The sequence below is a fragment of the Sphingomonas sp. P4_D12 genome, from assembly GCF_056401895.1.
Genome location: NZ_JBFUIL010000002.1, coordinates 36,516 through 49,879, shown reverse-complemented (window position 1 = coordinate 49,879; position 13,364 = coordinate 36,516). Strand labels below are relative to the sequence as shown.

At 64.1% G+C, this 13,364-nt stretch carries 19 protein-coding genes; 7 read left to right on the top strand and 12 right to left on the bottom strand.

Annotated elements, in window-relative coordinates:
• Positions 1-130: 130 nt before the first annotated feature.
• Positions 131-397 carry a DUF2171 domain-containing protein gene (locus tag AC1DSD_RS02885; RefSeq protein ID WP_478028351.1) on the bottom strand — a complete coding sequence of 89 codons (267 nt, stop codon included), beginning with the start codon at positions 395-397 and terminating at the stop codon, positions 131-133.
• Between the two features lie 56 nt (positions 398-453).
• On the opposite strand from AC1DSD_RS02885, the gene AC1DSD_RS02880 reads away from it, so the two are divergent.
• The 3 genes from AC1DSD_RS02880 to AC1DSD_RS02870 are packed head-to-tail and all read left to right on the top strand — an operon-like array spanning position 454 to position 1,978.
• Positions 454-648, top strand: coding sequence for a hypothetical protein (locus tag AC1DSD_RS02880; RefSeq protein ID WP_478028350.1), 195 nt, complete (start codon positions 454-456; stop codon positions 646-648).
• Positions 645-905, top strand: a complete 261-nt coding sequence (locus AC1DSD_RS02875; RefSeq protein ID WP_478028348.1) for a hypothetical protein — start codon at positions 645-647, stop codon at positions 903-905. The genes AC1DSD_RS02880 and AC1DSD_RS02875 overlap by 4 nt, the downstream gene beginning before the upstream one ends.
• 14 nt (positions 906-919) lie before the next feature.
• A complete protein-coding gene (locus AC1DSD_RS02870; protein ID WP_478028346.1) occupies positions 920-1,978 on the top strand; it encodes a ribonucleotide-diphosphate reductase subunit beta in 1,059 nt (352 codons plus the stop codon).
• A gap of 162 nt (positions 1,979-2,140) precedes the next feature.
• Here the strand turns inward: AC1DSD_RS02870 and AC1DSD_RS02865 are convergent, their stop codons facing one another.
• The 4 genes from AC1DSD_RS02865 to AC1DSD_RS02850 all read right to left on the bottom strand — a co-directional run bounded on the left by AC1DSD_RS02865 (position 2,141) and on the right by AC1DSD_RS02850 (position 5,695).
• Positions 2,141-2,386, bottom strand: a complete 246-nt coding sequence (locus AC1DSD_RS02865; protein WP_478028344.1) for an HNH endonuclease — start codon at positions 2,384-2,386, stop codon at positions 2,141-2,143.
• Between the two features lie 185 nt (positions 2,387-2,571).
• A complete protein-coding gene (gene tuf / locus AC1DSD_RS02860) occupies positions 2,572-3,759 on the bottom strand; it encodes an elongation factor Tu (protein WP_478028342.1) in 1,188 nt (395 codons plus the stop codon).
• Positions 3,760-4,689: 930 nt separating this feature from the next.
• Positions 4,690-5,070 (bottom strand): Rap1a/Tai family immunity protein, encoded by a 381-nt coding sequence (locus AC1DSD_RS02855; protein WP_478028340.1) that lies wholly within the window; start codon positions 5,068-5,070, stop codon positions 4,690-4,692.
• 205 nt (positions 5,071-5,275) lie between these two features.
• A complete protein-coding gene (locus AC1DSD_RS02850) occupies positions 5,276-5,695 on the bottom strand; it encodes a hypothetical protein (protein WP_478028339.1) in 420 nt (139 codons plus the stop codon).
• A 280-nt stretch (positions 5,696-5,975) separates the two neighbouring features.
• On the opposite strand from AC1DSD_RS02850, the gene AC1DSD_RS02845 reads away from it, so the two are divergent.
• Both AC1DSD_RS02845 and AC1DSD_RS02840 read left to right on the top strand, forming a co-directional pair.
• The gene (locus AC1DSD_RS02845) at positions 5,976-6,233 is read left to right on the top strand and encodes a YjhX family toxin (protein WP_478028337.1); all 258 of its coding nucleotides are present in this window, start codon (positions 5,976-5,978) and stop codon (positions 6,231-6,233) included.
• 373 nt (positions 6,234-6,606) lie between these two features.
• Positions 6,607-7,122, top strand: coding sequence for a CHRD domain-containing protein (locus AC1DSD_RS02840; protein ID WP_478028336.1), 516 nt, complete (start codon positions 6,607-6,609; stop codon positions 7,120-7,122).
• 483 nt (positions 7,123-7,605) lie between these two features.
• On the opposite strand, the gene AC1DSD_RS02835 is transcribed toward AC1DSD_RS02840, so the two are convergent.
• Positions 7,606-8,070: a c-type cytochrome gene (locus AC1DSD_RS02835; RefSeq protein ID WP_478028334.1), complete on the bottom strand. Its 465-nt coding sequence runs from the start codon at positions 8,068-8,070 to the stop codon at positions 7,606-7,608.
• Positions 8,071-8,166: 96 nt separating this feature from the next.
• On the opposite strand from AC1DSD_RS02835, the gene AC1DSD_RS02830 reads away from it, so the two are divergent.
• Entirely contained in the window at positions 8,167-8,394 is a 228-nt protein-coding gene (locus AC1DSD_RS02830; RefSeq protein ID WP_478028333.1) for a hypothetical protein, read from the top strand.
• 21 nt (positions 8,395-8,415) lie between these two features.
• On the opposite strand, the gene AC1DSD_RS02825 is transcribed toward AC1DSD_RS02830, so the two are convergent.
• From AC1DSD_RS02825 to AC1DSD_RS02800, 6 genes are all read right to left on the bottom strand, one after another.
• A complete protein-coding gene (locus AC1DSD_RS02825; RefSeq protein ID WP_066816687.1) occupies positions 8,416-8,751 on the bottom strand; it encodes a DMT family protein in 336 nt (111 codons plus the stop codon).
• Between the two features lie 18 nt (positions 8,752-8,769).
• A complete protein-coding gene (locus AC1DSD_RS02820) occupies positions 8,770-9,714 on the bottom strand; it encodes an MliC family protein (RefSeq protein ID WP_478028332.1) in 945 nt (314 codons plus the stop codon).
• A 66-nt stretch (positions 9,715-9,780) separates the two neighbouring features.
• Positions 9,781-10,152: an ExbD/TolR family protein gene (locus tag AC1DSD_RS02815; RefSeq protein ID WP_478029010.1), complete on the bottom strand. Its 372-nt coding sequence runs from the start codon at positions 10,150-10,152 to the stop codon at positions 9,781-9,783.
• A gap of 302 nt (positions 10,153-10,454) precedes the next feature.
• The gene (locus tag AC1DSD_RS02810) at positions 10,455-11,048 is read right to left on the bottom strand and encodes a YdeI/OmpD-associated family protein (protein ID WP_478028330.1); all 594 of its coding nucleotides are present in this window, start codon (positions 11,046-11,048) and stop codon (positions 10,455-10,457) included.
• A gap of 120 nt (positions 11,049-11,168) precedes the next feature.
• Positions 11,169-11,498, bottom strand: a complete 330-nt coding sequence (locus AC1DSD_RS02805) for a DNA primase (protein WP_478028329.1) — start codon at positions 11,496-11,498, stop codon at positions 11,169-11,171.
• A 65-nt stretch (positions 11,499-11,563) separates the two neighbouring features.
• Positions 11,564-12,796, bottom strand: coding sequence for a multidrug effflux MFS transporter (locus AC1DSD_RS02800; RefSeq protein ID WP_478028328.1), 1,233 nt, complete (start codon positions 12,794-12,796; stop codon positions 11,564-11,566).
• Positions 12,797-12,958: 162 nt separating this feature from the next.
• Between AC1DSD_RS02800 and AC1DSD_RS02795 the strand changes: the two genes are divergently transcribed.
• Positions 12,959-13,315, top strand: a complete 357-nt coding sequence (locus AC1DSD_RS02795) for a DUF3597 domain-containing protein (RefSeq protein WP_478028326.1) — start codon at positions 12,959-12,961, stop codon at positions 13,313-13,315.
• The last annotated feature ends 49 nt before the right edge of the window (positions 13,316-13,364 follow it).

Here is a 13,364-nt window from a genome sequence, read left to right as displayed (position 1 = left end):
AGGGCCGGCTGAGGAGAAGATGCAAAACGCTAACAGCGCCTTGAACGAAGCCCCGGTCCGCATTGCTGCGGCCGGGGCTCATTCATCCGTCGCGGGCGCATCCGCCCGCGCGCGGCGCTACGTCATGCCCTCAAGCCTGCTCTTCCTCCTCAAACTGAACCGCGACGTCGGCATTGGCGCTCAGCCGCACCGTGTCGCCCTCGATGTCCGCGATCAGGCCCTTGGAGATGTAATGGTGGTGCCCGGCATGGCTGCCCTGCCCTTCTTCGACCTCGGCGCCCGAATCCTTCTTGGTCAGCTTGATGCGGTCGCCTTCGACATGGTCGACGGTGCCGACATGGACGCCGTCGGCGCCGATGACGTCCATATGTTCCTTGATCTGGCTGAGCTCGGTCACGGTCATTCTCCTGTGATGGTTTCGGCAGCAGAACGCACGACCGCGGAGTTGGTCGCATGAACCGCGCGCCGTTGATCATGTATGCGGTGGCCGGTGCCGCCGGCGCGGGCGGGATCGTCGTCCTGACTCGCCGCGCGGCGAGCGAAGGCGCGGTCTATGCCCAGCGTATCGGCGCGACGATGCTACTCGCGCTCGCCGCGATCCTGACCGTGTTCGCCACCGCGATGGCGAGTTGGGGGACGGGCCAATGAGCGGCGCCTATTTCCTCGGCATCGTGACGCTGATTCTCGTCGCCGACGTGCTCATCGCGCTGCGCTTCCTGCGCATGGCCGATCGCGCACAGAGTGAGGTGGGCGCCCCGCCCAAGGTCGGCAGCCTGGATCCCGCTGCCGCGCGCCGCTTCGCGCGCATCATGGTCATCGCCGCGCCACTCGCGTGGCTCTTCTTCGTCGCTTTCTCGTTCGGCCTGTTCGGGTCGACCGGCAACATCATTCCCATCACATTCTAGTCCGGAGTTCGCCCATGTCCCTTCTCAGTGCCCGCAAGACCTACAAGCCCTTCGAATATCCCTGGGCCTATGAATATTGGAAGCGCCAGCAGCAGCTCCACTGGCTGCCCGAAGAGGTGCCGCTGGGCGAGGATTGCCGCGACTGGGCGCAGAAGCTGTCGGACCATGAGCGCAACCTGCTGACCCAGATCTTCCGCTTCTTCACCCAGGCGGATGTCGAGGTGCAGGATTGCTATCACGAGAAATACGGCCGCGTGTTCAAGCCGACCGAGGTCAAGATGATGCTGACCGCGTTCAGCAACATGGAGACGGTGCACATCGCGGCGTACAGCCATTTGCTCGACACGATCGGCATGCCCGAGAGCGAGTACGGCATGTTCCTCGAATATGCCGAGATGAAGGACAAGCACGACTATCTGCAGCAGTTCGGCGTCGACAATGACGAGGATATCGCCCGCACCTTGGCGATGTTCGGCGGCTTTACCGAGGGCGTGCAGCTATTCGCCAGCTTCGCGATGCTGATGAACTTCCCGCGCTTCAACAAGATGAAGGGCATGGGCCAGATCGTATCCTGGTCGGTCCGCGACGAGAGTCTGCATTGCGAAGGCATCATCCGCCTGTTCCACGCTTTCGTGCAGGAGCGCGACTGCCTGACCAAGGCGGTGCGCGACGACATCGGCGATGTGTGCCAGACGACGATCCGGCTGGAGGATGCGTTCATCGACCTGGCGTTCGAGCAGGGCCCGGTCAACGGCATGTCGCCCAAGGAGATCAAGAAGTACATCCGCTACATCGCCGACTGGCGCCTGGGCCAGCTGGGCATGAAGCCGATCTACATGATCGACGAGCATCCCCTGCCCTGGCTGACCCCGATGCTCAACGGCGTCGAGCACGCCAACTTCTTCGAAACCCGCGCGACCGAATATTCGAAGGCGGCGACGCGTGGTCAGTGGAACGACGTGTGGGATTCGTTCGACAAGCGGCAGAAGGCGAAGGCCGGGCCGGCGGCGAACGAGGATGTCGGGAGCGGCGAAGGGGATATGTTCGATAAGGCGGGGATTGCGGCGGAGTGAGGCGCGACGGGCGTGGGAATAGCGCGAGCTAATCCCCGCCTCGAGGCGCGCACGGCCGGCGGCGCTCACGCGCCGACCGACGGCGCGGGCTTTGCCCGCGACGATATTAGACATGAAAACACTCGGTGCGATGCCAAGCCAGATAGCGTGCATGCGGGCGGCTTATCGGTGACTTGGGGAGCCGCGCCTTCCTATTCTCAAAGATGAGCTTCTCCACGCTTTCGAGATCATTGATCTTGCGTGAAAGTCTCCGTCATCGCTAAGCGAAAGGAGTCCGCGATCGAACATCCAGTGTACGGTGCCTGACAACGCTATACCGTTAGTAACTACGTCTGGCCCGCCGGCTTCTACGCTCATGATGTGCGCAGCTTGAGTTTCTGCCCTGCCACCGCCGTTGATCAGCTTCATTCCGGTGAACGCGCACCGAGCATCGTAGGCATTCAACACCCGCATTCGGAATTGCCGGTCTCTCACCGTGCGGCTCACCAATAGAATTACGGTGACAGTTTACTAAATCACCGAAACTCAGCCCGAACCCCCGACCCCGAAATCTAAGTCCCGGAGCCGGGGGCCGATGGGCCAGCCCTACGCTTTCACGCCGTAACCTCGGTCACCACGCCCGCGCCGACGGTCTTGCCGCCTTCTCGGATCGCGAAGCGCACGCCGGGTTCGATGCCGACCGGCATGGCCAGCTCGAACGCGACCTCCGCGCGATCGCCCGGAGAGACCGGGCCGCCATCCGTCGTCTCGACGACGCCGGTGACGTTCGTCACGCCGAAGAAGAATTGCGGGCGGTACCCGCTGGCGAACGGCGTGTGCCGGCCGCCTTCCTCCGCAGAGAGGACGAAGATCTGTGCCTTGCCATGGGTGTGCGCCTTGATCGAGCCCACCGCGCTCAGCACCTGGCCGCGCTCGACATCGTCGCGCTTCAGCCCGCGGAGCAGCAGCCCCACGTTCATGCCGGCACGCGCCTCCACCACATCCTTGTGGAAAGACTGCGTGCCGGTCACGACGACCTCTGCGCCGGCATTGTCGAGCCCGACGATCTCGACCGTGTCGCCCACTTTCACCACGCCGCGCTCGACCCGGCCGGAAACGACCGTGCCGCGGCCCGGAATAGTGTGGACGCCCTCGATCGGCATCAGGAACGGGCTCTCGAAATCCCGGACGGGGTCCGGGATATGCGCATCGAGCGCCGCGACCAGCTCGCCGATCGCCGCGACCGCGGGATCGTCGAGATCGCCACGCGCGACCGCCTCGAGCGCCTGAAGCGCGCTGCCGAACACGAACGGCGTGTCCTCGTAACCCTGACCGGCGAGCAATTCGCCGGTTTCGAGCTCGATCAACGCCTTCATGTCGTCGCGATCCTCGGGCGCGACCGCGTCCATCTTGTTCACGAACACGACCATGTGACGCACGTTCACCTGGCGAGCGAGCAGGATGTGCTCGATCGTCTGCTTGGCGGCGCCCTTGGTGGCGTCAACGAGCAGGATCGCCCCGTCCATCTGCGACGCACCGGTGATCATGTTCTTCACATAATCGGCGTGACCCGGACAATCGATGTGCGCGTAGTGCCGCGTGCCGGACTCATATTCGACATGCGTGGTGTTGATCGTAATGCCGCGAGCCTTCTCCTCGGGGGCCTTGTCGATCTGATCGAACGACAGCGCGACCCCGCCGAGCCGCGCCGCCTGGACCTGCGTGATTGCAGAGGTCAGCGTGGTCTTGCCGTGGTCGACATGTCCGATCGTTCCGACGTTAACGTGCAGTTTGATAGGCATTTTTTGTCTCCTGCCTATTAGTGGCGCCGCCTGAACCCGGATGGCCTGTCCGGACCCAGGCGGCCATTGGCATTGGCGCGCCAATTCTGGGATCGGGGCGGGCGCGAGCAATGCGCCGAACCCCGGAAATGCAACGAGCCCGCCGGGGAGGTCCCGGCGGGCTCGTCTGGGTCGAGCGTCCGGGTCCGTTCGGCGGCGCCCGGGCTGGTTCAAGCCTCGGGCTTCAGGTCGCGAATAGCCATGCGTCACCGCCGCGCAGCGCGGCGCGGTGAGCGGCAATGGCAATCGAGTTCATACGGGTCATCGCCCGGCTCCTTCGCGTGCGGGCTGGGGAAGCGCCCAATGAAAAACCCCGGAGGGAAGGCCTTCCGGGGTCTCGCGACGCGTGGGAGGCCGTTCGCCTCCCAATGAAGAGGCGTGTCAGATCGCGAATACGTACAGCGAAACGCCGCCGGCAAAAGCCGGCGCGATCATCGCTGCTGCATTCCGTTCGACACGCATGACAAATCCTCTTGGGCAGGCGGCGCCACTAGCAGGGGCGATAGATGGTTGCAAGTGTAACGACCGACAAGATGGGCAGGACCTTCCTTGCCGCCACGATCGCAACAGCGCAGACCAATCACAGGAGAGCGCCATGCCCGAAGCCCATATCGACCCCAGCCGCGAGCAGTTCGACGCCTTCAAGGCGCTCCCCCGCGAGGCTCCGATCGCGATGCTCAACCTGGTCCGCTATCGCGAGCGCGCCGCCTATCCCGATGGCCATGCGAGCATGCCGAAGCGCACGCCATCCGCCGCTCCCTCGAAAGAGGTCGTGCAAAACTGCTGCTCGACGGGGTTGGGATGGTTGCATGCCGAACAGAGGTCGTCCCCGGACAGGAAACTCAACGTCGACATCATCGCCAGAACGATCGTCTCCTTCTCCTCTCCCCATCAACCTTTAGGCGCCGGGCAACGCCATTTAGTGTCAAGCGCGGCGAATACGAACACCGGTGCGTCGACGTGGTGGTCCAGCTTGCTCTCTCGCAAATAGGCCTTCACCAGATCGACGACATCCTGAGGAAGGGTGCCGTCAGGGACGCAGATCCTATCATTGTCCTTGCTGGGGTCGACGGCCATCGCACCGGTATGAATGCCGTCCACGGCGCCGATGATGTACGCGGTACAGACCAGTTGGTCGTCGGCCTTTTTGCTCACGCACAGAGTATTGAGCTCGGTCGCCGTGACGAACGTCGCCGACACCATCATCGCCAGACCGATCATTTCTTCTTCCCCCGATGGTGGCGTCGCAACCGACGGCGCCGTGTTGATCATCGATGCTGGCATATCGATGCGCGAAACGTCCGCAAAGCATGCGCCTCCGAAATGGCGCTATCTCCCGGCGGATGGTTTTGAAGGAAGCGCGATGACGGCTCCCGCCTATCGGCTCGCGGTGGTCCGTCGCCAGGCGGCGGTCGCGACCAGCAGGCTGATCCGCTGCGATTCTCGCGAGGCGGTGCGGGCTTCACCTGACGGCGGCTCACGCCAGACCAGGTTCCTCGTCGAGCACCGCGCCCTTGGGATCCGGCGGCCGCGCCGACAGAATCTGAGTTGCGTTCACCAGGATGATGAACGGCCAGATGAAGACCCAAAAATCGCTGGCTTGCTGGGGACGCGGGACAGGCCACCACGGCTGCCCCCAAATGAACATCATCGCCATCGCGACCCTGCCGAGATGGCCAAATCCCGATGGCCCTGGCTTTGTTGCGGCCGTCTTTCCGCCAGTGGCGAGCAAAACAAACACGCCCAAAATCATGAGCAGGACCACGAAATCTTCCATCCGATTCCACGGCATGCCGAGGAACGGCATTGCGATGACGGCATAGGCGCACAGCAATGCGACGAGCGCCAGCCATTGTACTCCACGGAGGTTGCGGAGCCAATCGATCCATCCGGTCATGGCCAGCTCCCCTTTCAACGTCATCCTACCATATGGGCTAAGCCCCGAAAGCCCTTGTCGAATATCGTCTTGGTACATTCCAACCCCAAATCTTGACGAACCCGCCGCCCAACGGCACATCGGCGGCGTTCACCACCCCTGAGGGAAGTATGAAGGAAATTGTCGCCCGCTGACCTGACGGCCCCGGTTTTGCCGGAGGCGCCGTCGTCATGCGCTCGACCCGCCGGGACGTCCCGGTCGGGCGGCGCGGTCGTTTTCTCGACTGACGGGCACATTCCACGTGAACATTTCCAAATACGAACAGCGCGTGCTGCACGCGCTCGCGCAGGGCGGCGCGATTCATCACCGCCGCGACACGCAAGGGCGGATCGTCGAGGCGATCTGCTTCACCCGCGAAGGCCATGTGCTGACGGACGGCTCGCTACCGGTGTTCCGCAAGCTCAAGCGGCGCGGGCTGATCTTCAGCCAGAGCGGGCAGCCGTACCGGATCAGCCGGCTGGGGCTGGCGGCGGTGCGGAGCCAATTGGATAATCGCTGAGCGCCCGGAAATAGCCCCGCTATTTCCGGTACCGGCGGTCAGCGCGGCCGGCCTCGCGTCAGCGAGGTCCGACGGCGCGGCTTTGCCGCGCCGCTACGCTCGGGAGTGGGGACGTGTCCCCATTTCCGCCCGAGGCACGTCGGAGGTGGGACAACAACCGCCCTGCCCTCACCCTTCCGCCGCTCTGCGAGCGGCTCCCTCCCGCATGCGGGAGAGGGAATTTTGCGTGCCGAGTCTATCCTATCGCCGGTGTCGCAACGGCCCTATGTCCCGGCCAAATCGGGGAGGAGGCCCGCTTCATCCTGGGGCAAGCTTGCCTGAGCTAACCAGCCGCGAGCGCGTACCCCGTGCTCGCCTGCCAATTGAGGATTCGATGCGCTTCACTCCCCTGATCGTCCTGACCGCCGTCACCGCCATCGCGATCGCTACCCCGGCCGCCGCCAGGACCGAGAGCTTTCATGCGGCGCTGGACGGCACCGCGATCCCGACGACCACCGGGTCGCCCGCGCATGGACGCGTGACGGTCAAGGTCGATACCAAGTCGCAACGCGTCTCGGTCGAGCTCGACGTGCAGGGGATCACGCTCGACCAGCTCAACGACGCCCTGGTCGCCAAGCCGATCGGCCCGGTCCATTTCCACCAATATCGCACCGCGGACGATGTCGAGGCAGTGCTGCCCGTGCCCTATGGCGCCAATTACCGAGCGACCAAGACCGGGTTCCACGTATCGATGCGCAACTATGCCTATGCCGAGGGCGCGAAGCTGCTCAACGATCAGGATACGTTCGAGGAATTCGTCGACGCGCTGAACGCCGGCAAGATCGTGATCAACATCCACACCGACAAATTCCCGGACGGCGAGATCAGCGGCAAGGTGATGCCGAATTAGGTCGTGAGGTCAAAAACGGGGCCGCGGGGGAATGGCGGAAAGCGAACATCCGCTGGCAACGGCTCTCGGATTAGGAAGCCGGTAAATTATTCATCCCGTACATGGGAACTTCTGAGTTTAAATTTCATATACCGCGCTTCAAAATCGCGAAGTGCGGACGCGACGCGTTGTCGCTCGTTGCCCGCGCGCGCGTCCTCGATTGCCTTCAATTTGGCGGGGCGACAGTCAGACATTGCTCGTCTTACGCTTCGGGGAGGCACGCTATTGTCGCGATCCGTCACGCATTTGATATACGGCCACACAATCCGCCCTACCGGATTGCCGTAATTAAGGCGTAATGTTTCCCAGTCCGACATGGCCAAGCTACTGATCGCCAGAAGTATCAACATTCCCCGATGATAACATTTTGAAGAACGACCGCTACTGGGTCGCTTCCTGCCAAGCGGCTTTTTGAGCCTACCGCCTGCCGCCGCTCCGCACCCCCTATCCCTTGGGCTTGTCGGGCACGCGATACTTGTCGTGGCAGGCCGAGCAGGCGTTGCGGACCACGCCCCATTGCGTCGCGAAGCCGGGCTGATCGCCGGCCTTGGCGAGATCCGCGAGCTTGCCGGCCTCGGTCGCCAATGTGCCCGCCGCCTTTTCGAACCCGGCGCGGTCGCTCCACACGGTCGGCAGCGCCTTGGTCGTGCCGCCGTCGCTGCCCGCAGGAAACAGCCCGGGCAAGGCGCGCGCCCAGGCGGCGATCGCGCCGGCGGCGAAGGCCTGGGTCTTCACGTCGCCCTTGGCGTCGATCACGCCTTTCATCCCGCCAAAGGCCGCACCTTGAAGCTTGAACCCCGCCTGCCGCGCCGCGATCAGCTGGTCCGCATCGGCGCGCCGCGTCGCCGCCGCCGCGGTCAGCACGCTCGCCGCCATCACCAGTATCAATGCCGACATCGTTCTGGTCATCGCGCCTCTCCCTTGGTTGAAGTCGCGCGATGCTATGACCGTGCGAGCGATCGGGCAATCCCGCCGTTAACCGGCTTTGCGGAGCGCGCGTTAACTGTGCCGGGCTATCGTCCGGTGATGATCTCGACCAAAATCTTTCGCAGCCGATGGTCGGCGCTGTTCTGGGCGGCCGGGATCATCTGGACGGCGTACGACGTGGCGAGCGCCAATACGCCGGATCCGGTGACCAACAACAGCGTCGCAGCCGACACCGACGCGACCGGCGTCGACCCAATTGCCGATGGGTATTGTTGCGCAGTGGATGCCGGGACGAGCCCGGCATGACGGCGGTGTTGTGGGTACCGCCTACTTCCCCGCGAACAAGAACGCGACGGCACCGACCAGGCAGAGGAACGCCCCCAGATGCCGCCAGCCGAGCGGCTCACCCAACACGGTCACCATGAACACGCCGAACGCCGCGAGCGCGATCGCTTCCTGGGTCACTTTGAGCTGCCCGCCCGACCAGCCGGCGGCATAGCCGATGCGGTTGGCGGGCACCGCCAGGCAATATTCGAAAAAGGCGATGCCCCAACTGATCGCGATGACGATCCAGAGCGGCTTGGCCATGCCGCCCTTCAAATGCCAGTACCACGCGATCGTCATGAAACAATTGGACAGCGCGAGCAGGGCCACCGTCCACATGCCGGTCGATCTCTTTCGTTAGCGAATGACGGTGCACGCGATGGGCGGCTGACCCGGCGTCGTCAAGGTCGCGGCATCGCCTTTGCCGCGCAACTCGTACGGGCCTTGCTTGTACCAGATTCCGGAGGCCGGCTTCTGCCCGTCGAGCGTCGCCAGCGGCCGGCCGTTGCGCGTAATCGCAGCGGTGTCGCGCTGATTGTCGAACCGCACCGCGAATTTGCTCCCGTCCATGCAGCGATAACGCGCGCTGACCAGCGGGGGCGTGCCGCTCGTATCGGCGGCGCCTGTCCCGCCATCCGCTCCCGGTTTCGCGCCCCTGCCCGGCGCGGGCTTCAGGTCGATCGAATAGATGTGCCATTTGCGCTGCTCGGGCGTCGCTCCGTCGACCTCGGTGCGGCGCAGGACGATCGTGCCGGTCTGGTAATCGGGTCGGCCGTCCTTGAGCCGGGCATAGATTTGCACGGGCACCGAGACATAGCGGCTTCCCGCCGCGCCCTCGATCTCGCCCGGGCCGCCGATATTGGCGTGATATTCCTTGTATTTGGCAAAGCTCGCCGCGAACGCCGTCGGGCTCAATTTGCTGTCGGCACCGTCATTGCCCCACAAGGCGCGGGCCGCCGCATATTTGCCGCCCTCGATGCTGGCGAAATAGATCTGGACGACGTTCGCCGCGCCCTGCGCGCTGTCGGGGGCGAACTTCCCCTCGGAAACCGGCGTCCGGTCATCGGGCAGCCCGCCCGGCTGGCCGGGCTCGGCGGGCGTCAGCGGTGGCTCGTCGCCGGTAGATGGTGCCGTCGCACCGTTGGTCGCGACCTCCGACACGTTGTCCGTCGCATTATAGCTGTTGATGTCGCCGCGCGCGCGTTCGGCGGCATCGTTGATATCGACTTCGCTATTGCCGGTCGTAGTCGGCTGCGAACAAGCGGCAAGGCACAGGAACGGAACAAGCAAGACGGCGCGCAAGATGGAACCCCCGGACAATACGGTGATAGGGGGTGTGAACGTTCCGACGCCCGCGTCGTTCCCGCGTCAGAAGACGCCCTTGAACTGATCGTTGCCGACGAACCCCAGCCGCGTGACGCCCGCGCGCTTCACCGTCGCCAGCACGCGGTCGAACGTCTCGTAGCGCGCGGCGGCATCGGCCCGGATAGTCAGCGTGGCATCCTTGTCCGCCATCGTCGCGACCAGTTGATCGGGCAACGCGCTCTCCGTGGTGGCGGCGCCGTCGAGGCTGAGCGCGCCCGACGCGGCGATCTCGAGCCGATGCATCTTGTCGGGCGACACCGGATGGCCGGGACCGCTCGGCAAGTCGACCGCGACCTTGTGCGTGGCGATCGGCAAGGTGAGGATCATCATGATCAGCAGAACGAGCAAGACGTCGATCAGCGGCGTGATGTTCATCTCGGCGATCGGTTGGGAATGGGCGGTATGGCTGGCCACGAGCGTTCTCCCGTTCAGATACGTGATAACGTATCACAAAGCGGGAGATTGGCAAGCCGGCGTGACTCCCCTCCCTGCTTGCAGGGAGGGGTTGGGGGTGGGTGCGCGCGTCCGCGCGCCCAAAGACTCATTGGCTACTCGCCAAAACAGCGACGAGCGAGGCATCGAACCTCGCCCGTCGCTCAACCCACCCCTTGATCCCCTCCCTTGCAGGGAGGGGAGAACTGAACCTGGATCCGCGGCGGCCTACCACCAATCCCCCCTCAGCAATTCTCGTATTTCCAGTTGAGCTTCTTGCCCTCGCGCGCCTGCTCGACCGTCTGCGCGACCCGCTTGGCCCGCGTTTCGTCGCGCTTGGCGTCGGCTACCCATTCGCAATATTCGCGGCGGCAACTCGGCGCAAAGGCGTTCCAGTTCGCCGTCGCCTGCGCGTCCGCCGCCAGCGCGGTGGCGAGCGTTGGCGGGACCTCGGCCTCGGGCTTGCCGGCACGGGCCGGCCGCTTGGGTTTTTCACCGGCATCGATCTTGGCCAGCGCCTGATCGAGCCGCTCGAGCAGCAGCGTGTCGGGCGGCAGCGTCGCGACATCGGTCAGGCGGCCATATTGCCCCATCGCGTCGCCTTCCTTACCGGTGGCGAGCCCCAGCCGGTCCCAGAAACCGAACGCGGCATGTTGCTTGAACGCCGCCATATTGGCGAGCAATTCGCCCTTATAGGTGAAGAACGGCATGCTCCATTTGATCGTTTCCTCGACCGCGGGCGCATGGCCGTGGATCAGGTCGCGCAGATGCGTGAGGATCGGTTTCGCGAAATCGTTCTTGCTCGCGATATAGGCGTCGACGCGCGGGTCCCTGGACATCGGCTCTCCTTTCGGCTTCCGGTCGGGCCGAAAACCTAGGGCCGTCGCTAGCCGGCGGTCAACGCCGATGACATGGCGTCAGGAATTGGGCGCCAGGAATTGGGCGTCAGGAATTGAGCGTCAGGAATTGAGCGCCTCGTCGTCGGCGTCGGACAAGTCGTCGTCGTCAGAATCGCCGTCGTCGAATCCGTCCTGGACCTCGTCCTCGTCGATATCGTCCTCGTCCATGTCGGCGTCGTCATCTTCTTCACCGACATCGGCGTCGGACATCTCGACATCGTCCTTGTCTGGCTCATCGCCCAGATCGGGGTCGAGGTCGGTCAGAATCGTCCCGTCGGTCGGCCCGTCGCGCGTCGCTTCCAATATTTCGGCGCGCTGGCTTTCGTCATAGCCTTCTTCGTCGAACCCGTCGTCGCCGGGGGTCTGCCCCGATACTTGATAACCGCCCATCTCCATCTCCATGCCTGGCATGATGCGAACGGCGGCGCGGGCTTCGGGTTCCGTCAGGCGCTATACTAAGCGGGGCGAAACAGGCGACCGCGCTCGACGATTGCCGCCAGTACCAATGCTACCACTCCCGCGGCCAGGAAGCCAAGGTGCAGCGGTGTGGTGGTGCCGTCGAACGCCATGCCGATCAGCCCACCGATCGCGGCGCCACCGGTGGTGACCACGAATCCCTGCAGGCTCGACGCCGTCCCCGCGATCTCGCCCATATTCATCATCGCCATCGCCGAGCAGTTCGACGCGGCGAGGCCGAAACACGCCATCGTCACCGCCTGGAGCGCGACGAAGGTCCACAGATTCTCCAGGCCGAGATGGCTGATCACCAGGCTGGTCGACGCCGTCACGATCAGCACGACCATCGCGCCGTGCGAGATGCGCCGCATGCCGAGCCACATGACGATCCGCGAATTGAGCAGATTGCCACAAGCCATCGTCACCGCGCAGGCGGCGAAGATCAGCCCCAGCCGATTGCCCTGGTGGAACACCTTATCGACGATCGGCTGGATCGACGTGATGTAGCCAAACAGCGCGCCCTGCAGCCCGATCACCGCGGCGGCGTAACCCACCGACAGCCGGTCCTGCAGCGTGCGTTTCCAATTGCCTAAAAGCAGCTTCGCCTCAAGCGGCACGCGGCGCTCGACCGGCAGCGTCTCGGGCATGCGGAAAATGAACCATGCCGCCACCACCGCGCTGGCAATCGCGATCATGTTGAAGATCAGCCGCCATGATCCTCCCAGATTCACTATCGACTGGCCGATGCTCGGGGCGATGATCGGGAAGATCATGAAGGTCATCACTGCCAGGCTACTGACCCGCGCCATCGCGCGGCCGGAATAGCAATCGCGGATCAGCGCGATCGTCACCACCCGCGTCGACGCGATCGCTACTCCGGCGCACACGCGCGAAATCAGCAGCAGGTCGAAGCTCTTCGCCATCGCGCAGACCAGATTCATCAGGATGTAGAGCACCATCGAGCCGACCAGCACCGGCCGCCGGCCATAGCGATCGGCGAGCGGACCGTGGACCAACTGCGCTGCGCCGAACCCGCCCGAGAACATCACGATCACCAGCGGCAAATCGTGGGCCGAGACATTCAGGTTTTGACCGATCTCCGGCAGCGCAGGCAACATGGTGTCGATGCCGAGCGCGCCCAGCGCCATCAGCGCCGCGATCAGCGCGACGAACTCCACGAAGTGGATCGGCGACGAGGATTCGGCGCGAGAAGGATCTCCAGGCTGCGGCATCCCGCCCCCATGCCCCAGCCGGGCGAACAAATCAGCCCCGAAAAAATTTTGTCACGCAACCGGAATAGGGTGCCGCCACCGGACCGATCACGGCCATTGCCGGTCGCGGGTACAGGTCCTAAGCCACTGTCCTTCGGGGGCGGAAAACGTGAGGAGAATCGCATGAGCATCTTCGGTACGATCAAGGACGCCATTTTCGGCTCGGCCGCTGCGGCGCCCGCGCCGGCCCCTGCTCCCGCCGAGGCAGCCGCCCCGCCGCCTCCCCCTCCTCCCCCGCCGGCGACGTTGAGCGAGGACCAGATCTATGCGGTGCTCGAAAAGCACGCCGAGGCGCGCGGCGAACCGCTCAACTACAAGGAATCGATCGTCGACCTGATGAAGGCGATCGGCCAGGATTCGAGCCTCGACGCGCGCAAGCAGCTCGCGACCGAGCTCGGCTATACCGGTGATCAGAGCGACACCGCGACGATGAACATCTGGCTCCATCAGAAGACGATGGACAAATTGATGAACGGCTGACGCGTTGGACTTGTTGTGGCGGGCGCCCGAGTGTATTATAGATGTAATG

Bases quoted from the DNA above. Each gene is read 5' to 3' on its own strand.
- AC1DSD_RS02825 (WP_066816687.1), bottom strand. From the start codon at position 8,751: ATGTGGACGGTGGCCCTGCTCGCGCTGTCCAATTGTTTCATGACGATC.
- AC1DSD_RS02850 (WP_478028339.1), bottom strand. From the start codon at position 5,695: ATGACCGGATGGATCGATTGGCTCCGCAACCTCCGTGGAGTACAATGG.
- AC1DSD_RS02810 (WP_478028330.1), bottom strand. From the start codon at position 11,048: ATGTCCAGGGACCCGCGCGTCGACGCCTATATCGCGAGCAAGAACGAT.
- AC1DSD_RS02840 (WP_478028336.1), top strand. From the start codon at position 6,607: ATGCGCTTCACTCCCCTGATCGTCCTGACCGCCGTCACCGCCATCGCG.
- AC1DSD_RS02875 (WP_478028348.1), top strand. From the start codon at position 645: ATGAGCGGCGCCTATTTCCTCGGCATCGTGACGCTGATTCTCGTCGCC.
- AC1DSD_RS02815 (WP_478029010.1), bottom strand. From the start codon at position 10,152: ATGAACATCACGCCGCTGATCGACGTCTTGCTCGTTCTGCTGATCATG.
- AC1DSD_RS02835 (WP_478028334.1), bottom strand. From the start codon at position 8,070: ATGACCAGAACGATGTCGGCATTGATACTGGTGATGGCGGCGAGCGTG.
- AC1DSD_RS02870 (WP_478028346.1), top strand. From the start codon at position 920: ATGTCCCTTCTCAGTGCCCGCAAGACCTACAAGCCCTTCGAATATCCC.
- AC1DSD_RS02800 (WP_478028328.1), bottom strand. From the start codon at position 12,796: ATGCCGCAGCCTGGAGATCCTTCTCGCGCCGAATCCTCGTCGCCGATC.
- AC1DSD_RS02805 (WP_478028329.1), bottom strand. From the start codon at position 11,498: ATGGGCGGTTATCAAGTATCGGGGCAGACCCCCGGCGACGACGGGTTC.
- AC1DSD_RS02795 (WP_478028326.1), top strand. From the start codon at position 12,959: ATGAGCATCTTCGGTACGATCAAGGACGCCATTTTCGGCTCGGCCGCT.
- AC1DSD_RS02880 (WP_478028350.1), top strand. From the start codon at position 454: ATGAACCGCGCGCCGTTGATCATGTATGCGGTGGCCGGTGCCGCCGGC.
- AC1DSD_RS02855 (WP_478028340.1), bottom strand. From the start codon at position 5,070: ATGATCAACACGGCGCCGTCGGTTGCGACGCCACCATCGGGGGAAGAA.
- AC1DSD_RS02865 (WP_478028344.1), bottom strand. From the start codon at position 2,386: ATGAAGCTGATCAACGGCGGTGGCAGGGCAGAAACTCAAGCTGCGCAC.
- tuf (WP_478028342.1), bottom strand. From the start codon at position 3,759: ATGCCTATCAAACTGCACGTTAACGTCGGAACGATCGGACATGTCGAC.